At 41.1% G+C, this 21931-nt stretch carries 17 protein-coding genes; 9 read left to right on the top strand and 8 right to left on the bottom strand.

Features of this window, described 5'->3' with window-relative positions; all coding sequences use genetic code 11:
* Nucleotides 1-45: 45 nt before the first annotated feature.
* The gene (locus tag ACN0T8_RS06420) at nt 46-957 is read right to left on the bottom strand and encodes a DUF808 domain-containing protein (protein ID WP_417879813.1); all 912 of its coding nucleotides are present in this window, start codon (nt 955-957) and stop codon (nt 46-48) included.
* 389 nt (nt 958-1346) lie between these two features.
* On the opposite strand from ACN0T8_RS06420, the gene nhaC reads away from it, so the two are divergent.
* A complete protein-coding gene (gene nhaC, locus ACN0T8_RS06415; RefSeq protein WP_417879812.1) occupies nt 1347-2783 on the top strand; it encodes a Na+/H+ antiporter NhaC in 1437 nt (478 codons plus the stop codon).
* A 118-nt stretch (nt 2784-2901) separates the two neighbouring features.
* On the opposite strand, the gene ACN0T8_RS06410 is transcribed toward nhaC, so the two are convergent.
* Entirely contained in the window at nt 2902-3033 is a 132-nt protein-coding gene (locus ACN0T8_RS06410) for a hypothetical protein (RefSeq protein ID WP_417879811.1), read from the bottom strand.
* A 172-nt stretch (nt 3034-3205) separates the two neighbouring features.
* Between ACN0T8_RS06410 and ACN0T8_RS06405 the strand changes: the two genes are divergently transcribed.
* The 4 genes from ACN0T8_RS06405 to ACN0T8_RS06390 all read left to right on the top strand — a co-directional run bounded on the left by ACN0T8_RS06405 (nt 3206) and on the right by ACN0T8_RS06390 (nt 9040).
* Nucleotides 3206-6322 (top strand): DUF748 domain-containing protein, encoded by a 3117-nt coding sequence (locus tag ACN0T8_RS06405; RefSeq protein ID WP_417879810.1) that lies wholly within the window; start codon nt 3206-3208, stop codon nt 6320-6322.
* A gap of 706 nt (nt 6323-7028) precedes the next feature.
* A complete protein-coding gene (locus ACN0T8_RS06400) occupies nt 7029-7520 on the top strand; it encodes a hypothetical protein (RefSeq protein ID WP_417879809.1) in 492 nt (163 codons plus the stop codon).
* Between the two features lie 20 nt (nt 7521-7540).
* Entirely contained in the window at nt 7541-8122 is a 582-nt protein-coding gene (locus ACN0T8_RS06395) for a hypothetical protein (protein WP_417879808.1), read from the top strand.
* A 72-nt stretch (nt 8123-8194) separates the two neighbouring features.
* On the top strand, nt 8195-9040 hold the full coding sequence (locus ACN0T8_RS06390) for a hypothetical protein (protein ID WP_417879807.1): 846 nt from the start codon (nt 8195-8197) through the stop codon (nt 9038-9040).
* A gap of 284 nt (nt 9041-9324) precedes the next feature.
* On the opposite strand, the gene ACN0T8_RS06385 is transcribed toward ACN0T8_RS06390, so the two are convergent.
* Both ACN0T8_RS06385 and ACN0T8_RS06380 read right to left on the bottom strand, forming a co-directional pair.
* On the bottom strand, nt 9325-9543 hold the full coding sequence (locus ACN0T8_RS06385; RefSeq protein ID WP_193000406.1) for a DUF6500 family protein: 219 nt from the start codon (nt 9541-9543) through the stop codon (nt 9325-9327).
* 382 nt (nt 9544-9925) lie between these two features.
* Entirely contained in the window at nt 9926-12295 is a 2370-nt protein-coding gene (locus tag ACN0T8_RS06380) for a Lon protease family protein (protein ID WP_417879949.1), read from the bottom strand.
* A 344-nt stretch (nt 12296-12639) separates the two neighbouring features.
* Between ACN0T8_RS06380 and ACN0T8_RS06375 the strand changes: the two genes are divergently transcribed.
* The 4 genes from ACN0T8_RS06375 to ACN0T8_RS06360 all read left to right on the top strand — a co-directional run bounded on the left by ACN0T8_RS06375 (nt 12640) and on the right by ACN0T8_RS06360 (nt 17348).
* Nucleotides 12640-15471, top strand: a complete 2832-nt coding sequence (locus tag ACN0T8_RS06375; protein ID WP_417879806.1) for an FAD-binding and (Fe-S)-binding domain-containing protein — start codon at nt 12640-12642, stop codon at nt 15469-15471.
* A 127-nt stretch (nt 15472-15598) separates the two neighbouring features.
* A complete protein-coding gene (locus tag ACN0T8_RS06370; protein ID WP_417879805.1) occupies nt 15599-15955 on the top strand; it encodes a YibL family ribosome-associated protein in 357 nt (118 codons plus the stop codon).
* A gap of 108 nt (nt 15956-16063) precedes the next feature.
* Nucleotides 16064-16774, top strand: coding sequence for a DUF445 domain-containing protein (locus ACN0T8_RS06365; protein ID WP_417879804.1), 711 nt, complete (start codon nt 16064-16066; stop codon nt 16772-16774).
* Between the two features lie 49 nt (nt 16775-16823).
* Nucleotides 16824-17348 (top strand): RDD family protein, encoded by a 525-nt coding sequence (locus ACN0T8_RS06360; protein WP_417879803.1) that lies wholly within the window; start codon nt 16824-16826, stop codon nt 17346-17348.
* A gap of 100 nt (nt 17349-17448) precedes the next feature.
* On the opposite strand, the gene ACN0T8_RS06355 is transcribed toward ACN0T8_RS06360, so the two are convergent.
* From ACN0T8_RS06355 to ACN0T8_RS06340, 4 genes are all read right to left on the bottom strand, one after another.
* Nucleotides 17449-18684, bottom strand: coding sequence for an MFS transporter (locus ACN0T8_RS06355; protein ID WP_417879802.1), 1236 nt, complete (start codon nt 18682-18684; stop codon nt 17449-17451).
* Between the two features lie 78 nt (nt 18685-18762).
* Nucleotides 18763-20088, bottom strand: a complete 1326-nt coding sequence (locus tag ACN0T8_RS06350; protein WP_417879801.1) for a peptidoglycan DD-metalloendopeptidase family protein — start codon at nt 20086-20088, stop codon at nt 18763-18765.
* A 398-nt stretch (nt 20089-20486) separates the two neighbouring features.
* Entirely contained in the window at nt 20487-21116 is a 630-nt protein-coding gene (gene ureG, locus ACN0T8_RS06345) for an urease accessory protein UreG (RefSeq protein ID WP_417879800.1), read from the bottom strand.
* 48 nt (nt 21117-21164) lie between these two features.
* Nucleotides 21165-21920 (bottom strand): urease accessory protein UreF, encoded by a 756-nt coding sequence (locus ACN0T8_RS06340; RefSeq protein WP_417879799.1) that lies wholly within the window; start codon nt 21918-21920, stop codon nt 21165-21167.
* Between the last annotated feature and the right edge of the window lie 11 nt (nt 21921-21931).

The raw sequence follows: 21931 nt of genomic DNA, 5'->3' as shown, positions 1-21931 counted from the left end.
TCTAGTAAGGATAGTTGGTATTTATAGATTTGTAGGCTCTGATTATTAACTTGTTATGATCTCTTTTACCTTACCAAGTAAAATAAACACACCCACTAATACCGCGCCAGCCACTAATCCAAGCACGCCAGTGATAATGAATGGTAATACAGAGCCGACAACTGGCACACTCACGACCGATTGGATCATGCCATTCGTCAAATGATGTACCACGGGGATAGTATGTTCGATGATACCGCCACCGACTAAAAACATCGCGATAGTTCCGACTACGGTTAACACTTTCATTAACTTAGGCGCAGTTACTACAAGGCCACTACCGATTGAATTCATAATGCCTTGACCTTCACTTTTTCGTTGTAAGTAAAAACCTAAATCATCTAGCTTTACAATCCCCGCAACTAAACCGTACACGCCGCAAGTCATAATAAAAGCAATTAAACTTACCACGATAATTTGCGCCAGTTGTGAATGCCCTTGAACGATACCTAACGCAATCACGATAATTTCTAATGAAAGAATAAAATCGGTACGGATTGCACCTTTAATTTTCTTTTTCTCGTAGGCCACAAGGTCTTGTGGAATGGCCTCTGCATTCTCTTGTACACTATGATGGTGATGCGGCAAATACTTTTCGAGAACTTTCTCAGCACCTTCATAACAAAGATATAAACCACCGAGTAGCAAAACCGGCATGATCAACCAAGGCGCTAACGTACTCACAATTAATGCCGATGGCACTAAAATCAACTTATTACGAAAAGAACCTTTCGCCACTCCCCATACCACGGGGATTTCTCGTTCTGCTCGTACTCCCGTCACTTGCTGAGCATTTAATGCTAAATCATCACCAAGTACACCGGCTGTTTTTTTAGCCGCCACTTTAGACATGACGGCGACATCATCTAACACTGATGCAATATCATCTAATAAGGTTAATAAACTTAAACCAGCCATGTTGTACCTTCTCTTTAATCTTTGAACTCGAACTTTACCACTGAATCCATGCCCAAGTAACTTCAAGGTACGGGTTTCAGCAAGAATAAAATATCTTAAAGCCACTTGGATATAAGCCTAGCCTAGCACAGTGAATTCAATAACAATTCCCCCTCTTGTTTAAAAACAAAAACACACCATAGACTTAACAAAAACTTCAAAGACGAGCAAATAAACAACAGTAAATATCAATGAAACTAAATTCGGCAAATTAAAATCACATTATTATTGGTTATTTTCGATATATTCATAAACTTCATGTAAAGTGCAGGCCTTTAAAATTACCGGCATCTTTTTGAAACCGGTAGGAATCTACTATTCCGAATGTATAACATTAATTAGAGGCGACAATGACGTATCAGCCAACGCGCTTACCCAGTTTGACACAGGTCTTTATTTCTCTAGGACTGTTCTTATTACTGGCATTCTCTTTTACTGCTAAGTTAAACCTTCCTATCCAACTCGCGCTTTATATCGGTTGGTTTATCATTATCGGTTTAGGTATCTATCTTGGCCATAAATACAAAGATTTAGAAAAAGCCGCTTTAAACGGAATCTCAAATGGTTTAGGTGCCGTGTTGATCTTACTGGCGGTTGGCGCGCTTGTCGGAACCTGGATATCTGGTGGTATCGTTCCAACCATTATTTATTATGGTCTGAAAGCAATACACCCTTCTATTTTCCTTTTAGCTACTATGATCATTTGTTCATTAACCGCTCTTGCTACGGGTACCTCTTGGGGCTCAGCAGGTACCGCCGGTATTGCGATGATGGGTATTGGGCAAGGTCTAGGTGTTCCCGCTCCAATTACTGCTGGTGCAGTGCTTTCTGGTTGTTACTTTGGTGACAAAATGTCTCCGCTGTCTGACTCTGTGATCCTGGCGTCTTCTATGTCGAATGTAGAAGTCATGGAGCACATCAAAGGCATGCTTCCGATTGCTTTAATCAGCTATATCATTACTGGTGTGCTATTTACCGCATTTGGTTTCCACTATGCGGGCAAAGTCGACATGTCACAAGTTCAAGACGTGATCATGGCTATGGAGCAACAATTTACCATTACCCCACTCTCCTTTGTGCCTGTGATTATTGTTCTTGGTTTACTGGCGATGCGTATGCCTTCATTCCCTGTGATTAGCTTTGGCTCTCTGCTGGGTATTGTGTGGGCCGTGTATGTGCAAGATATTGATTTCCTAACCGCCTTCAATACGGCATGGGCACCTTACAGCATTAGCTCTGGTGTTGATTTCATTGATGCGATCTTAAACCGCGGCGGCATGTCTTCGATGCTAGGTTCGGTGGCTGTAATTATATTTGGCCTAGGTTTTGGTGGACTGCTTGATAAAGTAGGTTTATTAGAAACCGTAGCCAAACTGTTCGAAAAACATATTCAAAGCGCCGGCTCTCTTGCTTCGAGTACTATTGCGACCGCCTTTATGGGTAACGTATTTGGCTCGGCGATGTATGTGTCTTTGATTCTGACGCCGAAGATTTGTGCTAAAAACTACGACCGCTTAGGTTACCAACGTAAGAACCTTTCTCGAAATGCTGAGTTTGGTGGTACGTTAACTTCCGGTATGGTGCCGTGGAGTGATAATGGTATCTACATGGCGAGCATTTTAGGTGTGGCGACACTCTCTTATGCACCTTTCATGTGGCTAAGCTTTATTTGTATCTTCGTGACCATTCTATGTTCTTACATGGGTTGGTTTGTCGATAAATGCAAACCAATTGCACAAGAAGAGCAAGAAGAGACCGTTGAACTAAAACCACAAACGGTATCTTAAAGATATAAAAACAAACCATGCCGCTAATTTCAAAAGATCACTCCATAAGAAAGTTAGCGGCATTTTTGCACAGTGACTTTTCATGAACTTACCAAGTCATTGATTTATCAAGACCGTATTAACGACGTTTATTCGCTAAAAACGCATCTTCTGAAATTTTATTCCCTTGCTGATCTTGAACAGTGAAAACATAATTCATACCGGATCCGGCTACATTGCTTACCACAAGCACACCATTCTTATCGATCATTGCTTGTTTCGTGCCAAAACCTAACATTCAATTAAGAAAAACCTTCAAATGTACCTTTGTTATTATCAATTGAGCGATATAATAGCTATCCTTCAAACAAGCATTTGAAAATACATTTTGTAGCTTGATGCCTGACCTTTGAAATTGAATCGTAATAGGATACACACCCCGTATGCTCAGCAAAGTTAAAACCGCTTGTTCTCGCTTTAAACAAGCCCCTCGTTTTATTCGAATTGTGTCTTATTTAAGTGCAGCTTATGCGACTTACGCTCTGATCTTAGGGTTAATTGTTCCTGCTGTGTTTCAATCACAAGTTCCAACCACACTTTCTGAACGACTTGGCAGACAAGTGAATATTGAGAAAGTGCGCATCAATCCATTTTTACTACGCTTTAGAGTTGATGGTTTTGAAATTAAAGAAGCGGATGACAGCCAATCTTTTGTTAGCTTTGAGCGCTTAGATCTACAAATTGGTTTCTGGCGTAGTGTGCTGCATTTCACTCCAAGCTTAGATCACCTTTATTTACAACAACCGGATGTGAAGATGGTGCGTGTCGATAACCTTGGTAACTTCAACTTTACCGATATTATTGAGTCTGTTGCGAACGCCTCAAAACCAACAGAAGAAACCAAAGAAACTGATGAGCCTTCTTCTGGCCTTCCTCCATTTCACGCGCGTGATATTCAACTCACCAATGGCCAATTCGATTATATCGATACCCCAACTGGCGCGCATTTAAAATACCAAGGCTTAAATATTCGTTTGCCACAATTGGATTCTCAAGCTGAAACGATTGTGAAAAGTAGCGAAAGCCAATCAACCGATTCAAGCCAAGAAAACCATTTCGCCATCAATGTAACAGGCTCGGATAATGGCTCATTAGATCTAGAAGGTAAATTCCAATTTGAACCTTTTGCTATCGAAGGCAAATTGGGCATGAACAATATTACCCTATCGAATTTCTGGCCATTTGCCAAAAAGCAACTAGATGCCAAACTGACTAACGGTAAATTCAACTTCTCAACTGAATTCCAAGCTCAAAATGAACCTACGCGTTTTGACTACTCCACCAGCAAAGGCCGCTTTGAACTACTAGACCTCAATTTTACTGATGGTGAAAACGATAAAATTAAACTTCCAAGCTTAACATTAGATGCTATCGCCCTGACCAATAAAGATCATACGGTTAATATTGGTTCACTGACCCTTGATGGATTATGGGTTGATGCATTATTCGACAAAAAAGGGCTCGACCTACAACGCTTATTTACACCTAAACAAGCAGCACCACAGCCTACCGTCAGTGTGAAAGCCGCCGATACAGATAAAAGCGAAGCAGTAGAATCCGAAGACGCAGTGCAACCAAACGTAACCGTCAGTAAGAAATCTGCTCAAAATGACACGGTTTGGATTGTACGCTTACACAAATTCGCCATGATCAATAACGATATTAATATCAACGAGAAAATGGTCAGCAACGGTGTACATTGGCGTATCAACCCTTTCAACATTGAAGCCAACAACATCATCAGCGATCTCTCTCAGCCGATTGATTACGATGTTGATTTAGAAGTGAACTCATGGGTGAAAAGCCCACTTGATCACACCCGTGGCAGTTTCTCTAGCCAAGGTAAAATTAATGCCAAAGATCTTACCTTTAATGGTGATATCAACCTAGATCAACTAGAGCTAAGCCAATTCCAAGCTTATATCGACCCATACCTTAATGTGCGCTTACAAGATGGTAAGTTATCAACTAAAGGTCAATTCAGCGCCGATACTCAAGGCCATGCAACCTACGCCGGACAAGCGAATATAACAAGCTTGTTAGTGCGTGATAAATTGGAATATCAACCGCTGATCAAATGGTCGAACATGACGGTGAATAACCTACGTTTCGATCTCGGTCAAAAGAGCATCAAAATCAATTCGATTAACTTTAACTCTCTTTACAGCAAAGTCTTGATCGATAAACAACAGCGCACCAATATTGGCAACTTAGTTAAACCTCAACCAACTTCTACATCAAAAAGTGCTTCAAGCAACCCAAACAGCAGGCCCTACTCTGTGGATGTTGATAGTATCAATATTAGCAATGGCTCAGCCTACTTTGCCGATTATTCATTAACACCAAGCTTTGCCTCTGGGATTGAATCACTTAATGGTTCAATTAAACACCTATCCTCCACCCCGGGTACCAGCGCAAGCGTAGACTTAAAAGGTAAAATCAATAAATACGCCCCCGTTACCTTAAAAGGTGATATCAATCCATTGATTAAAAACCCATATTTGGACTTAGATTTAATCTTTAAGAGCGTGGAGTTGACCTCGGTAAATCCATACTCAGGTACCTATGCCGGTTATTACATTGATAAAGGTCAGCTATCTCTTGATTTAAAGTATAAATTAAAAGACAACAACTTAATTGGTGAAAATCACATGGTCATTGACCAACTAAAACTAGGTGAACCAAGTAATTCTGATCTTGCCACTAGTCTACCGTTATCACTAGCGATAGCACTACTACAAGATCGCAACGGTGTGATTGACTTAGGCGTTCAAGTGAGCGGTGATGTCAACGCTCCAGACTTTAGCTTTGGTAGTGTGCTATGGGGTGCATTCGCTAACGTTATCACCAAAGCGGTAACTTCTCCTTTCGCAATGATCGCAAGTATTGCGGGCAGTGATGCAGAGCTAAACCACATTATCTTTGAACCTGGTAAAGCGATAATTACCGAAGAAGAACAAAGCAAGCTGGATATCGTTGCTAAGGCACTGCAAGAAAGACCAAAACTAAAACTCAGCATTGTCGGTTCGGTTCAAGAAGCAGAAGACACCAAAGCGATTGCCGAACACAAACTGCAAAACATACTACTTAAAGAAAGTGGTGATGATGCAATTCCTGAAGGTTTAACTGCTGACAACTTCCCTGCTGATAGTGATTTATCCGACGCTTTAGAAGATCTCTTTAAAGCCCAATTCAATATCCGTATTGGTACTGAAGAAGATAAAGTGGAAGAGCAATTAAAAGCTGAAACGGGTAAACAAGACATTGACGATGACGTTCTAGAACAAGCTCTCAACGCTAGTATGTATAACCAATTGATTGATGTACAAGACGTTAGCCATGATGAACTCGGTAGTCTCGCGGTAGAACGTGCGCGTGCAATCAAAGCTTACTTAATCGATGTTCAGCAACTTGAACCAGCTCGTGTCTTCATTTTAGACAGTAAGACCAAACTAAAAACCGAAGGTCGCTCTGCAGAGTTATCTTTAGATGGTAGTTGATAGGTAAGCCATTCAGCTACGGTTGACTCGATAATAAAAGCTCAAATTTCAGATGAAGTTTGAGCTTTTTTGGGGGACAAGAGTAATATGAATTTGTCTGGATATAATTTGCCAGTTTAGTGTCTTCGATATAACTAGATCTGACAGATTGCCCTAAATCAGTTAATGATCCGTAGTTTTATCTATCCTCAAACTTGTCATTCTAGAAATGAAGAACGAATTATCCGGAATCTATCACACGAATGAAATTTACGTGAAAGCAAGACCCCGCACATTATTAGAGCGTCATTCCAGCCGAGCCTAAGCGAGAGCAGGAATCTACTTATCACGCGCTGAATATTTACAGTGTTTTTTTACGCAAATATCATTACACAACAAGCGTTCACAAATAACTCCCTCCTTTTACCAATGAAAATACTTGGCATCAAGATTTACAGCCAAGGGAGGGTTGATGTGAGTAGCTTATTTTTGCCCCGTTTCTACTTAGATCAAAAACTCATTCATATGTTGTTCATCTATTTTGCCTTACTCCACCTAATGGTGCAGCGTAAAAGTTTGAGGTGGATTCTTTCCGTCATGCAAGGCCACTAATCACACAACATACCTATATTGCTTGAGTTGCATAAGTGATGGTAGCAAGATAGACCGAAAGCAAAGGTAGAAAGATTCTGCCTGCCTAAAAAGTGTTATAACTCATGGGGGAAGAATGTACTTTTACTTACCAATTTATAAAGAAACAAAGGAGCAGTTTGAAGATAAATATGAAAATGCTTTTGCTAAGAGGATTTCTGAGTTAGAAGCTCAAACTGATGGCGTAATTAGTCAAAATATACAAATCAGAATTAAAGATCAGTTGGCTAAAGATATGGGGAGGAGCTGGCGTGAGAATCATACTGTTGGCTGGATTAGAGTCGGTAAAGGGAAAGGTGGTTTTACCTTTATTATCTCTAAATCAAACCCCGAAAGACCACGCAGTCCTAAACGCTATTTTGATCTGATACCACCAGATAAGTGTTATGGCGCATACCACGTAATCTCATTTGAAAGCTGTACAAATACAGCGGAAGTGCTAGGTCAATTTAAGCGTATCTTTTCAGAGATTGTGCAAGATTCTCCATTCAAAGGCTGCTTCGTCGATGATAGTCAAATTGTAAATTTGAGTGATTTTATCGATTGGAAAGCACTCATCGAAAAATGAATTATGTTTCAGAGGATGATATGGAAAAATACTTATATTTAACGGAAGTGGAATGGGCTGATGCATGGGTCAATGGCGGCGAGATTCCAATAGCATTAGCTAGCTCTTATTTAAGTGACAATCGGGAAGGAATTTATACCCCTGATGAAAACTTAATTCATGATTCACCTGTAGACCTAAAAGGCTTATCTCCGTTCTTACACATAGCAGATGGTGCTCAAGTAAAAGGCCTAACTATGACCAACAACACCGGTAATGGTAGAAAAATGCCTGATGTGGTCAACGCGAGCTACTTTAATGAAGATGGGTTGATATTATCATTTTGCAATGAGTTTTCACCTGATATCGCTAAGGAAATGAGGAAAAAATGTTGCGTCAAAATTATCAATGTTGAAAAGTTAAGGAGAGTTATTGATAAGCAGCTTGGGTGTAAAGGTCGAATGGATGATTGTCTTTATACAGACAATCATGAAAGAAATCATTTCCTTAAGTCGATAGATGATAGTTGGCAAAAAGAATATCGCTTGTTTTGGCGTTCTCTTGAGAGTAAATGGGTAAAGTTACCTGCTGGTATGGCTGAATTTGTCTGTGAATTTGAATAAAAGCATAACAAGTATTAGCAGTCAGAGTTGTTTAGCAAAGCGTTAGCTGTATGCCGATAATCAAGGAAAACTATGTGTGAAATAGAGCAATGTAATAATCGAAATATCCCACTACCAATTCAACGGGAAGTTCGTCAAAGGTGTGGTTTTGGCTGCGTGATTTGTGGTTTGCCTCTATATGAATATGAACATATGGAGGAGTGGGCTGTTGTCAAGCGTCATGTAGCTGATGAAATTACTCTTTTATGCGATCAGCACCATCGAGAAAAAACTGGTGGGTTACTTCCTATTGAAGTTGTGCGTGCGGCTAACAAATCTCCGTACAATTTGAGAGAGGGTAATTCAAAGCCCTATAATTTACACTTTGCTGGTACTGAAGCCACAGTTGAAATTGGTAGTAATAGTTTCACTTGTCAAGACAAGGGATATGGTACAGCTATGGTACCAGTAAGCGTTGATGGTACGCCTCTTATTGGTTTGATACTAGCGGATGGGCATTTGTTGCTCAATTTGGTTGTGTTTGATGAATTTAATTCTCCAGTGCTACATATCAAGAATAATCAATTAATATACTCAACTTCGCCGTGGGACATACAGTTAGTAGGTAAAAAACTAACCATTAGGGAAGAGCACAAAAAAATCCTGTTTGAAATCGAGTTTTATCCACCGAGTCGTGTAGTTATAAACCGTGGACGCTTACTGAGAAATGGTGTGGAGATTTTAATAAGACCAAGAAATATTTTGGTTACTAACAATTCAATGTTACTAAGTGAAAATCATGCTAACAATTGTTATGGCGGCCTTATCATTGGACACCATGACAAACCAGTAGGTGGCTTTATTGCGCTACAGAGCGTGCCAAGATATCTAGGCGACCGTACAGAAGCGCTCAAGTTCGAAAAAGAGTCTCTCAAGTGAATGGAATGCAGCTAATAAGTTACTTGAGTGAACGCAAAATGTTCGGTGCTTTGGGTTTGGAGTTTGGTATGTACGCTTTCGTCAGCGCCACTTATAAAAGCGGTATTCCATACTATAAATAATTCATCAGTTACTAAATTAGCAAAGCCACTGACAAGGTTTTGACTATTCTAAAACCTGTCATTCCGGAAATGAGGAACGAATTATCCGGAATCTCTTACACCAGTGAAACTTACGTAAAAGCGAGCATGAGCTACCATCAACACTGAACTTGTACTACGGAGCTACTTCCCCGCTTTCACCATCTCAATTATCTTGGTGGCTTTCTCAAAGTGATCGAGCTTATGCGTTTGGATCCACCAAGTCGCGGCTTCCATTAAAAGCTCTGGGTTATCATTTTTATTGGCGAAGAAGGCGTAAAATGACACGCCGACATTATCGCCCTTTTGTTCTATTTTCTTAGTACAAACCGCAATAACCTTCTCTCGTAATGAGTCTCGCATTAAAACACTTCCTTTCTAATTACTACTTTATGATTCAGTTTTCTATTACCCAAAAATGACCACCAGCACGAGTACGATTAAGGCGATGATCCCAAACACTTTCATCGCCACTTTTAAGTCACCGCCGCCATTTGGCGCTTGATTACAGCATCCCATTGGTTTGTCCTTCACAAAATAAAAGCTTTACCATTTATAACCATCGTACTTGAAGCTGCAGCTTTGTTGACGGCGTTCATTCGCCCCAATCATTTAGACAAGCTAAACTCATGGGGTCTCATTCACTTGTCGCCTCACTGCAATTCCAATTACTTCGGGTATAGATTCATTAACTGGATAAAATGATAAAGCTTCCCGTTACTAGAAGGTCAATGCTTGTACCGTGTTATTTTCTCAACGCATTGAGTTTGGCTTGAGTGATACCAAAAATACTGCCCGTAGGATAGGTGAAATCATCTTCCAATTCTCCGGCTTCTATTCCGGTGAAAATCGACAAGGCTTGAGTGACATGATCGATTGCCCAGATATGGAACTCGCCTTTGTGTACGGCTTCAACAATATCTTTACGCAGCATTAAGTTATGGACATTCGATTGAGGAATGATCACCCCTTGAGTTGAACTCCTACCTTTAATAGCGCAAACATCAAAGAAGCCTTCGATCTTCTCATTCACACCACCAATTGGCTGCGATTCACCAAACTGATTCATCGAGCCGGTAATCGCGATATCTTGTCGTAGTGGGAGTTTCGAAAATGCCGAAACAATCGCGCACACTTCCGCCATTGAAGCACTGTCTCCATCGACGCCACCATACGATTGCTCAAAAGTAATATGAGTCGTCAGTGGAATTTTGGCACTACGACCTAAAATCGAAGCTAAGTAGGCAGATAAAATCATCACGCCTTTGGAGTGAATGCTTCCGCCGAGATCCACATTTCGTTCAATATCTAAAATATCGCCATCACCAAATGCGGTGGTAGCGGTAATACGATTCGGCGCACCAAACATGTGGTCGCTGGTTGATAACACCGATAACGCATTTACCTGACCAACCGCACTACCCTCAGTTTTGATCAAGGTGGTGCCATTAGTGAAAGTTTCCATCACATTATCTTGCAAGCGACTCACACGCATTTGTTGATTATTCAACGCTTGTTCTACATGCGAGGCACGAATCAAACTCGATTTCGCACTTCTAGCAACGTAATTAGACTCACGCAATAAGTTAGCAATATGCGCAGAATGGAGTGACAACTTGTTCTGATCGCCTGCGTTACGTGAGCTGTGTTCAATGATTTTAGCAATCGCTTTTTTATCGCAATGCAGCATGTTGTTGTCATGCACAATGCTGGAAATAAAGCGCGCATAGTGCATTTCCGCTTCTGGGGTGCGCTTCATTTCATCTTCAAAATCGGCTGTAACACGGAATAGTTCACTGAATTCTGGATCGTAATGTTGCAGCAATTGGTAGGTGCGATAATCACCAAACAGGATGATTTTGACATCTAGCGGGATAGGCTCTGGGTCTAGCGAAACCGCGCCGGTTAACGTGACCTCTTTTTCCAGAGACGTTAAGCTCAACTGGCGGGCACGTAACGCACGTTTGATTCCATCCCACACATAAGGTTGTTCAAGTACCTTAATCGCATCCATCAACAATACGCCGCCATTGGCTTTATGCATGCTGCCGGCGCGAATTAACGAGAAGTCAGTAAACACAGTGCCTTTAAAAGTGGCGGTTTCGACACAGCCGAATAATGAATGATAATTCGGATTGTCTTCTACTATGATTGGAAACGAATCTTTAGCCTGACTGACCAATACATTAATGGAATAACGACGAGGTAATTTACTATCTAGAGAGGCTGAGGCTATCTCATTTTGCTCATTCGACTCTTGTAAGAACTGGTCGACATTTTCAACAATATCTTTTTGTAACTCAGTCAAATATTGTTTTATTTCTGGATACTTTGAATAGCTTTTCTTCAAGGCTTTGATCAGATGAGAAAACACTTCAAGCGCGGTTTCATCGTTAAGCTTTTTCATCTTTTCGCTAAACGCTTCTTCCCACTCCGTTAATTGACGGATCATGCCGCGCAACTGAATTTCTAACGCATCAATCGTACTGTGGAATTTTTCCTGATCTTTTTTACTTAATTCAAGAAAGCTTTCTTCGGTATGGACTTCTTCTGCATTTTGCATGGCGATAAATTCATAGTCACCTTGCAACGTAATGGTAAGACTTACCCCTTTCTCTTTCGCTATTTTGCTGATCTCTTCGAGTGCCGATTGTTGCTTTTGATTAAGCTGATTTTTCAACTTTTCAGAGCGAGTAAAATACACTTCATTATCAAACGCCAATGGAATTGCTTTCACTAATTTCGCCAATAATTTTTCCATATCTTGGCGAAATGCTTTGCCAATACCACTTGGCAGTTTAAGTACTTTCGGCTGGCGGATATCTTCAAAGTTAGCGACATAACACCAATCAAACACTCGCATATCATCAGGTTGATGGCGGTTCAAATAGCGCAAAATCATGGTGCGTTTGCCTAGACCATTTTGCCCCGTCGCATATATGTTATAGCCCTTGTCTTTAATCGACATCGCAAATTCCACCGCTTTTTGCGCGCGTTCTTGGCCGACGATTTCATCAATCGGTGGAATATCTTTGGTCGATTTACAAGGCAGCTGTTCGAGTTCAGCAGGGTGATATAGCTTATCGCTTGATAAGCTGAGGGAGGAAGAATACATCGTCATAAGCAATCCCTACTTAGTTTGTTGATTAAAAAGTTAATCAATCCATGATATCCAGAATAGCCGATTTTTGTTTCGATTTGAGTGATTTAAGTACCTTTCTTATTTAAGTGCTCATAAAACACACAATGCACCAATCATTCATTTGAGGTTGTGATTACGCTGTAATGTCATCTCATCTATGCTAAATCTCTTGGAAATAGACAAAAGGCTGCGCTCACTGCTTTTTTGTTTTACACGATCCATTCCAACAAATTCTGTCACTATCACTTTTGTAAGTTTCCATCACACCCTATACTTGCTCACAACCTCGTTAATATATTGATAATAAAGCAGGAAGCATGGGTATCTATTCTCAACTTGAGCACGCATTAGTTAAACGCATTGATAGCGAACGCATCATTACTCAACAAGATAAACGCCTCGCCTATGGCACGGATGCCAGTTTTTATCGCTTAGTGCCTAAGTTGGTGTTGAGATTAAAAGATTTAGAAGAAGTGCTGTATGCCATGCGCTGCTGCCGAACGCTGGAACTTCCCTTCACTTTTCGCGCCGCAGGTACCAGTTTATCTGGCCAGGCGGTTTCTGATTCCGTTCTCATTACCCTAACCGACGATTGGCGTACCCATCAGATTCACGATAATGGCCAACAGATCACACTACAACCGGGAGTGATAGGTGCTGATGCTAATAAATACCTTGCACCTTTTGCACGAAAAATCGGCCCCGACCCTGCTTCTATCAATGCTTGTAAGATAGGTGGTATCGCCGCCAACAACTCTAGTGGCATGTGCTGTGGTACTGCACAAAACTCTTACCAAACGTTAGAAAGTATGAAAATCGTGTTTGCCAACGGCTCGATTTTAGACACTGGCAATCCAAGTAGTGTTGAAGCCTTTAAAAAGTCCAATGCCACCTTTATCAGTAAGATTGGCGCGCTTGCCCAAGCCACTAAAGCCAATCACGAACTGGCACACCTTATTCAACACAAATACCGTTTAAAAAACACCACCGGTTATTCAATTAATGCCTTGGTCGATTTCAGTGACCCGATTCAGATCATTCAACATTTGATGATCGGCTCTGAAGGCACATTAGGCTTTATTGCCGACATCACTTACAACACGGTAGAAGATCACGCCAATAAAGCCTCTGCCCTACTGGTATTTGAAAATATTGAGCAAGCCAGCCAAGCGGTAACGGTTCTATCGAATTCTCCAGTTGCCGCGGTTGAAATGATGGATGGGCGCTCTTTACGTTCAGTCGCCAATAAACCAAGCATGCCTAATTTTATTAAAGACCTAGACTTAGAAGCCGCAGCATTATTGGTGGAATCTCACGCCAATGACCAAGAAAAGCTACAGCAACAATGCGATACCATTTTAGAGCGTGTGGCTTCATTTGACATTATTGAATCAGTTCCCTTTACCTCCGATCCAAAAACCGTTGCAGGCTTATGGGATATCCGTAAAGGTTTATTCCCCGCTGTAGGCGCGGTAAGAGAAGCGGGCACTACCGTCATTATTGAAGATGTGGCTTTTCCGATAGAACACTTAGCGCAAGGCGTCCGTGAACTGCAGCAGTTGTTTGAAAAGTATGACTATTCCGAAGGCATTATTTTCGGGCATGCACTGGATGGCAACTTACACTTTGTGTTTACCCAAGGATTTGAAGCGCAAACTGAAATTGATCGCTATGGTCAATTTATGGATGAAGTCACTCAATTGGTTGCGGTGAAATACCAAGGGTCTCTTAAGGCAGAACACGGTACTGGGCGCAATATGGCACCGTATGTCGAGCTTGAATGGGGCAAACAAGGCTATCGCTTGATGCAAGAGATTAAGCAGTTATTTGATCCTCAAGGCTTGTTGAATCCCGGTGTGATTATTAATGATAACCCCCATGCCCATTTAAGCGATCTCAAACCTATGCCGAAAGCGGATGAGTTAGTCGACCGTTGTATTGAATGTGGTTTCTGTGAACCAGTTTGTCCTTCGCGCACTTTAAGTTTATCACCCCGCCAACGCATTGTGTTGTATCGAGAATTACAGCAACAAAAGCGTGAGGGTAAAGCGACTGCGCCGGAACTAGAGAAACTGTTTAACTACCAGGGCATTGAAACCTGCGCCGCGACAGGACTATGCGAACAACGTTGTCCGGTTGGGATAAATACTGGCGATTTGATAAAGAAATTACGCTCCGAACGCCACACAGATAAAGCACCTCTCATCGCTCATTGGACTCATGAGCATTTCAGCGCCTCTACAAAACTGGTTAAACATGGGCTCACCATTAACCACATTATTTCTAAATTGTTGCCCAATGCGCTGGTGTCCAAAGTCGCCAACGGTACTCGTCGGCTAAGCGGCAATCGACTGCCTTTATGGCTCCCTGAAATTCCAAACGCTAACCATCATAAGTTACCGATGGATACTCAAAAACAAGCGCAGCAAGATCTATTTAAAATCGCCGATGTTCAACATCGAAAAGTGGTTTACTTTCCATCATGCATCAGCCGAACCGCCACATCGAATCATAGTAAGCCATCACTAACAGAAGTCACGATGTCGCTGCTCACCAAAGCCGGTTTCGATATTATTCTCCCTAAAGATTTGGATAATCAATGCTGCGGTATGCCTTATAAGAGCAAAGGATTAAACCAATTAGGCGACAGTAAGGCGAAAGATTTAGAAGACAGCTTATGGCAAGCAAGCCATCAAGGTTTATACCCAATTTTGATGGATACCAGTCCGTGTGTGAAGCAAAGCCAAGCGCAATTTACTAAGCCGTTACACCTGTTTGAACCTTCTGAATTTGTCATGCAACACGTGACGCCTCATCTTAACCTTAAGCCGATTAATGAAACGGTTATGCTTCATGTGACTTGTAGTGCGCGTACGCTAGGGTTGGAAAGCACCATGATTGAACTGGCTCAACGTTGCGCTAAGAAAGTGATCGTCCCTGAGCATATTCAATGTTGCGGCTGGGCTGGCGATAAAGGCTTTAACACTCCAGAGCTTAATGAAGCCGCCCTCACCCCACTTAAAGAGCAAGTACCCATACATTGCAGCCGAGGTTTTAGTAATAGCTTAACTTGCGAAATTGGGTTATCTCATCACAGTGGCGTGCCTTATCAATCAATTTTGTATTTGGTGGATGAGGCGATGAAATAAAACCATAGTAACTTTAACCTTATTATACTCAAGTTACTTGGGTATAATAATATTTCACGTGCTATACTCCGCCCTCGCGTAATTTGACGCAATCCACTGATTTAATTTTAGAGTATATGGTGAACACATGAGCCAACAAAACGAACTACAACAACTGAATAATCGACTCGATAAGTGCCGCCATAAACTTGAAGCTGCTCAAAAACGAGCAGATAAAGCGATGATTTATCAATTTGAAACTGAAATTAATCAACTCAGTAAAAAAGTGGCTCAGCTTAACCACAAAAAAAGCTACGATTTAAATAAAGAACGTAAAGCCTTACTCGCGATGCCTTTTAGCCGCGCATTAACAAAAGAAGAGAAAGCCGACCAAGGTAAACTGAAAAAATCAGTGAAAGGCCTTGTTATCGTTCACCCTTTAACCAAAATTGGTAAAGAGTTAAAATTAGAAGAAATGACAGGCTTTGCTCCTAAAAAGTTTTAAGCGAGTCACCTCTCAATGACTGTCGAAGGATGATACTACTCACGTTTATCATCCTTTTTTGTGCCTTAATTTTACGTCCCTTGGATATAACAAAACAAGAAAATCACTATGAACAAAAGCTTTATCACTAACCTTATTTCAGTTGTTTTATTAGCGATTGGTTACCAAACTCAAAACACCATTGTGCTTTATGCTGGCTTATTTGCCTTTTCAGGTGCGGTGACCAATTGGCTCGCCATTCACATGCTATTTGAAAAAGTACCGGGCATGTATGGCTCGGGCATTATCCCTGCTCGTTTTGAAGAGTTTAAAGCGGCAATTAAAAGTCTCATGATGATGCAGTTTTTCACTAGCCAAAATATCGACAAGTTTTTAAATCAAGAATTGGCAAGCAGTGCCTCATTCGATTTAAAGCCAGTCATACAGAAAATCGATTTAGAGCCGAGCTTTGATTCTTTAGTAGAAGTGATCACCCATTCTTCTTTTGGTGGAATGCTCGCAATGTTAGGTGGCGCGGAAGCACTTCAACCGCTAAAACAACCTTTTATTGAAAAAATGCAAGAATCTATGATTGAAATCAGCCAAAGTGCTCAGGTGAAACAAGCATTAAAAGAACAGCTAGAACAACCGTCAATGATGGATGATATCCAAGCCAATATTGAAAATATTATTGATCAGCGATTGAACGAATTAACCCCTAAGATGGTCAAAGAAATCGTTAAGACCATGATTCAACAGCATTTAGGTTGGCTTGTTGTATGGGGCGGTGTATTTGGTGGCCTTATTGGTGTTATTTCAGCTATCGTTAGCGCGGCTTAACAAAAAACAACATCTTGCGTATAGATAATAAAAACAAACTGGATAAGTTATGAAAAAATTTGAACTAAGCGACACCTTAATGGAATACGAATATGTGGGGTTTTGGTCGCGTGTTGGTGCCAGTATTATTGATAATATTCTTTATTCCATTGCCTTAGTGCTCATTGCGCTACCGGGGCTAGAGTCATATCAACAAAGCTTTACCACTCAAACAGAACACTACTCTTATTCTTCTTACTCCACTTCATGGGCTGGTACTATGCTGTCGGATACTTGGTGGAGCTACATTCCACTGCTAATTATCACGGTACTATTTTGGAAGCTCCGCGGTGCAACACCGGGTAAAATGCTGATTAAAGCACAAGTTGTCGATGCAAAAACAGGACAACGTTTAACTACCGTTCAGTCAATTATTCGTTACCTAGGCTACTTTGTATCAACTTTCTTATTTATGTTGGGCTTCATCTGGGTCGGCTTCGATAGCAAGAAACAAGGCTTCCATGACAAGATTGCCGGCACTGTAGTGATTCGTCCGAAAGCGGATACTTTCACACCAAGTGCATTTAAAAACTAAACTGGAAAATGGCTCGAAGTAGAACTCGTCGACAAAAATAAAACGAGGCAACGGATCCGGTTAGATCATATTGCCTCGTTCAAGAAAGTTTAGACGTCAATTATTTTTCCGCTGCTACACTTCCCCACTTAAAGCGACACACTTCATTACCCGGCTTCGGCATACGCGGAATATTACAAGATAAAATCAAAGATACTACAGCCATCGCGGACCCAATATAAAACACTGCTGCCGGTGAATGTAGCCACAACAAACCAAATGTCACAGGAATCACCACCGCTGCAATATGATTGATGGTAAATGAAACCCCAGCGGTAGAGGCCATATCTTGTGGATCGGCAATTTTTTGCAAATAGGTTTTAACCGCTAATGCTAAGGCAAAAAATAAATGATCAACCACGTACAACCCCGCAGCAATATGTGAATTTTCAACAATCGCATAACCAACAAATACACACACCAGCCCGCAGTATTCAAACATCAGCGCTTTTCTTTCACCCACAATGCCAATAAATTGACCGATTTTCTTAGCAAATAAGAAGTTAAACGCATAGTTAATTAAAAATAGTAATGTAATATCTGCCGCTGAATAATGAAATTTCTCCACCATCAAAAAGCCCGCAAATACGGTGAAAATTTGACGTCTAGCACCACTCATAAAAGTAAGGGCGTAATACAGCCAATAGCGTTTTCTTAGAATCAAGTTTTTATGCTGAATAGTTGTCGATTCAAATTGTGGGAACGATAGCCACATAAAGACAGTGACGCTTAAAGCAATGCTGCCGGTAATTAAATACACGTGCCAATAATCAAACTTCAAGATTTCTAGCATGACCCACAATGCACCGTAAGTCAGTAATGAGGCAAGCGCACCCACCGAGATTAACTTTCCTAGAAACTCTGGCGCTTCTTCTTTAGTGAGCCATTGTAAAGACAAGGATTGCTTTAAGGTTTCAAAGTAGTGGAAGCCTATCGACATCAACAAAGTCGTCATTAGTAGGCCAAGTACCGAAGGGAAAAAACCGGTGATTGCCACGCCGATAGATAGCATAGCTAATGCAACTATCATGAACTTTTGCTCACGAATAAACAGCAATACGAACACCACAGTAAAAGCTAAAAAGCCGGGGATTTCACGTACACTTTGTAGCAAACCAATATCAGCACCAGTGAAAGATGCCTTCTCTACCACGAAGTTATTTAATAACGCCATCCAACTGGCAAAGGCAATTGGCACCACGATAGAAATGAGCATCAAAAAGGTTTGTGGTGTTTTCCAAGTTTTAGTTTGTTCTGAGTGTGGCGAATTATTCGGTGTATCTTCCAAAGAGCTCATTGCCCATCCTTGTAATATAATAGACGAAAAAAGAGCAAGCGATGATATCACTTGCTCTCATAGAAATAATTCAAATTATTAAATTATTTTTGCCAAAGTAGTCGGACCGTTATTTGTTCCGGCGGCTTGTTTTACCGCTTCAAACTCAGCATCGATAGCTTTTACTTGCTTTTCAAAGGCTGGCTTCTCTTCTTTCGAAATCGATGTTGCCATCGGGATTTTAGCGGTTAAGAAGTTCACAGGGCGATTTCGAATAATGAACTCATAATGCAAGTGTGGTCCAGTTACACGCCCTGTAGCACCCGATTTTGCAATCACTTGTCCTCGATGAACCACTTGACCTTGGCGCACTAAAATTTTGCTCAAGTGTAAGTAGCGAGTACGGTAAGTCGATCCATGTTGAACCACGATATATTTACCCGCGTATGGGTGGTTAGTCGTTAACGTCACAATACCATCGCCGGTTGCTATAACATCAGTCCCAGAAGGACAAGCTATATCAACACCATTATGTGGAGCATGGCGATGAGTCACAGGGTGTAAACGATTCGGATCAAATGGGGAGCTGATACGATAATGTTGTGCAGTTGGCCAACGTAAAAATGCTCGCTGTAAACTATCGCCATTACGGTCATAATATTGACCATCACTGTGCAGATAAGCACTGATCACACGGCCCCGATTATAAATACGGATCGCGTCAATCTCACGATTACCAGTTGCGACACCATTGATAAATTGACGCTTATGCAAAATTTCAAATTTATCACCTGCACGCAAATCTCGCACAAAATTCAGTTTATCTTTTAATAGCTGAGTAATTTGAGCCGTTTCCGCACCCGAAATCCCATATTTATAAACCGATGTAGAGAAACTACCATGAATTTCCCCTATTAACGGATAAGTCTTCCAAACACCGGGTAAATTTACTTCTTGAAAGGTATAGCTCTTATCATCGTTGCGAGTAAATACCACGCGATCTGCTAGAGTAAATTCAACCTCTAATTTGCTTAAGTGTTCTAGATCTTCGTCCATCCAAATTTTTAAGATGTCACCCGGTCTTAAAGTATCAAGTGTTAGGTGGTTTTGATCGGTATCCATCACGCTGAGCATATCGCCATACGGAACACCAAGACGAACAAAGATACTACTTAAATTGTCACCATCTTGAATTTCGTATGAATAAAGCGGAACGTTTTCATCCACATGAACAGGCTTGGTAGCGGCAACCGCTTTCGCCTCATCTGCTAAAATTTTGTCCATATCCATAGGAACTGACTTGCGTCCATCACCAGATTCAGCCATAAAAACAATTATAAGTAATACGACAAAAGCCACGCCTATTTTAAGCATCAATGGAAACTTAGGGTTCTGGCGAAATTTTGCAAATTTTTGTTTAGACATAAGGTTTAGTTTCTATAGTTCCCAACGTAGGAAGTTGTGTGAATCGACCTCAAGAGCCGGCTAAATATCAACTTGATATAATTGATATGTTATAACAGACCATTTAAAATTGAAAAGTTCAAAAATGTGGTGGCAAATGTAACTTAATATTTCATAAAAAGCGAATTTAACCCGTTAATCAAAATAACCGCCTACTCTATACCCAAGTGACTTCAAGGTGCAGAATTCAGAGCTATCATCCCAATCTTTAGACAAGGAGGATTGGCGAAGGAATGTAGGCACCTTTCAAACCAATCTAACGCAGTATAAAGATTTAGATGAAGCTCCCGAAGGGCAAGTTAAAAAAAGCTTAGTGACCAAATTGCCACTAAGCCTAGCTTTATTGCGCGTTAATCGAATTAATATTTTGGCTGCAACATACCTTCTGTAATAATAAAATCGATAATACTATCCAGCCCGACACTCTCTTTTAAATTAGTGAATACATACGGTTTGGTTGGACGCATACGCTGAGTGTCCGATTCCATTACCTCTAATGACGCTCCCACATAAGGGGCTAAGTCAATTTTATTAATCACTAATAAATCTGAACGTGTGATACCGGGTCCACCCTTGCGCGGAATCTTTTCCCCTTCAGCCACATCAATAACATAAATAGTTAAATCGGCAAGTTCAGGGCTAAAGGTAGCACTTAAATTATCACCACCACTTTCAACAAATACCACATCAAGGTTTTTATGTAATTTGGCCAGTTCTTCAACTGCAGCCAAGTTCATTGATGCATCTTCACGAATCGCAGTATGAGGGCAACCTCCAGTTTCGACACCTACGATACGGTCTGCGTCTAGCGCTTCAGCTCGAGTGAGTATTTTGGCATCTTCTTGGGTGTAAATATCATTGGTCACCACGGCAATGTTTAAACGATCTCGAATCGCTTTACATAAAACTTCTAACAACGCCGTTTTGCCCGATCCAACAGGGCCACCAATACCAATTCGTAACGGTTGTTTATACGTTTCTTGAGACATGTTTTATTCCTTGTTTGCTCACTCATTCGATTCTTTTCGCCATGACAGCTAGGAACGGAATAGTCTTGTATATTGTGTTTCATGACGACTACTGGCGATAGCAACCGAAGGGGTAAAGCTACCAATATCGTCATCTTGTATTTGATTGGCTTTGCCTATCGCTTGAGGTAAGCGTTCAGATAAAGCCAATAAAGTTTTTTGACCTGCGGTTTGACCAAGAGGAACCAGCTTAACTCCCGCCATCACAATGTTTTCCGCCCAACTCCATAAATAGCCTTGTTGTAAACTATGGAGCGAAATCCCCCACGCTTTCGCCGCGACACAAAAACCTAACAACTGATTTTGCGTTGCGGCTTTGGGGTCATTATCGGGGTGCCATTCTGCATTCAGAGGTAAATCGAGCTGCTTTAATAAAGTAAATAACGCTTTACCACGTTGAAGCTCTTCCGCTCTTAACTCGCGAGTTTCTCGGCATGAAAATAAATATTGACTCCAATATTCAATACTCGTGTTATCACCTTGTTCTAACGCGTAATAGAACTTCGCCAAAATAGGCAACTCTAATGTCACCAAGCTGTTATTAAGCATCATCTCAAGCCAATGTATTAACTTAGCTTGATTACTCACCCAGCCAGCCTCAACCGCCCATTCCAAACCTTGTGAATAGGTAAAGCCGCCAATGGGTAGTGAAGGGCTAATTAGCTGAAACAAACGAAAGCAAGCGACTTCGGAACCATTGTTCTGTGACGATGCGACTGAGTTGAGTGCTGAGTTAGATATAGATAAAGTGTCTATGTCTCTCATATCATTCATAA

The sequence above is a fragment of the Vibrio sp. genome (assembly GCF_048266485.1).
Taxonomy (GTDB): Bacteria; Pseudomonadota; Gammaproteobacteria; order Enterobacterales; family Vibrionaceae; genus Vibrio.
This window is presented reverse-complemented; position numbering and strand designations above follow the sequence as displayed.

Excerpts from the sequence above, each read along its gene's own strand:
- ACN0T8_RS06420 (WP_417879813.1), bottom strand. The coding sequence starts at position 957 with ATGGCTGGTTTAAGTTTATTAACCTTATTAGATGATATTGCATCAGTG.
- nhaC (WP_417879812.1), top strand. The coding sequence starts at position 1,347 with ATGACGTATCAGCCAACGCGCTTACCCAGTTTGACACAGGTCTTTATT.
- ACN0T8_RS06410 (WP_417879811.1), bottom strand. The coding sequence starts at position 3,033 with ATGATCGATAAGAATGGTGTGCTTGTGGTAAGCAATGTAGCCGGATCC.
- ACN0T8_RS06405 (WP_417879810.1), top strand. The coding sequence starts at position 3,206 with ATGCTCAGCAAAGTTAAAACCGCTTGTTCTCGCTTTAAACAAGCCCCT.
- ACN0T8_RS06400 (WP_417879809.1), top strand. The coding sequence starts at position 7,029 with ATGTACTTTTACTTACCAATTTATAAAGAAACAAAGGAGCAGTTTGAA.
- ACN0T8_RS06395 (WP_417879808.1), top strand. The coding sequence starts at position 7,541 with ATGGAAAAATACTTATATTTAACGGAAGTGGAATGGGCTGATGCATGG.
- ACN0T8_RS06390 (WP_417879807.1), top strand. The coding sequence starts at position 8,195 with ATGTGTGAAATAGAGCAATGTAATAATCGAAATATCCCACTACCAATT.
- ACN0T8_RS06385 (WP_193000406.1), bottom strand. The coding sequence starts at position 9,543 with ATGCGAGACTCATTACGAGAGAAGGTTATTGCGGTTTGTACTAAGAAA.
- ACN0T8_RS06380 (WP_417879949.1), bottom strand. The coding sequence starts at position 12,295 with ATGTATTCTTCCTCCCTCAGCTTATCAAGCGATAAGCTATATCACCCT.
- ACN0T8_RS06375 (WP_417879806.1), top strand. The coding sequence starts at position 12,640 with ATGGGTATCTATTCTCAACTTGAGCACGCATTAGTTAAACGCATTGAT.
- ACN0T8_RS06370 (WP_417879805.1), top strand. The coding sequence starts at position 15,599 with ATGAGCCAACAAAACGAACTACAACAACTGAATAATCGACTCGATAAG.
- ACN0T8_RS06365 (WP_417879804.1), top strand. The coding sequence starts at position 16,064 with ATGAACAAAAGCTTTATCACTAACCTTATTTCAGTTGTTTTATTAGCG.
- ACN0T8_RS06360 (WP_417879803.1), top strand. The coding sequence starts at position 16,824 with ATGAAAAAATTTGAACTAAGCGACACCTTAATGGAATACGAATATGTG.
- ACN0T8_RS06355 (WP_417879802.1), bottom strand. The coding sequence starts at position 18,684 with ATGAGCTCTTTGGAAGATACACCGAATAATTCGCCACACTCAGAACAA.
- ACN0T8_RS06350 (WP_417879801.1), bottom strand. The coding sequence starts at position 20,088 with ATGTCTAAACAAAAATTTGCAAAATTTCGCCAGAACCCTAAGTTTCCA.
- ureG (WP_417879800.1), bottom strand. The coding sequence starts at position 21,116 with ATGTCTCAAGAAACGTATAAACAACCGTTACGAATTGGTATTGGTGGC.
- ACN0T8_RS06340 (WP_417879799.1), bottom strand. The coding sequence starts at position 21,920 with ATGAGAGACATAGACACTTTATCTATATCTAACTCAGCACTCAACTCA.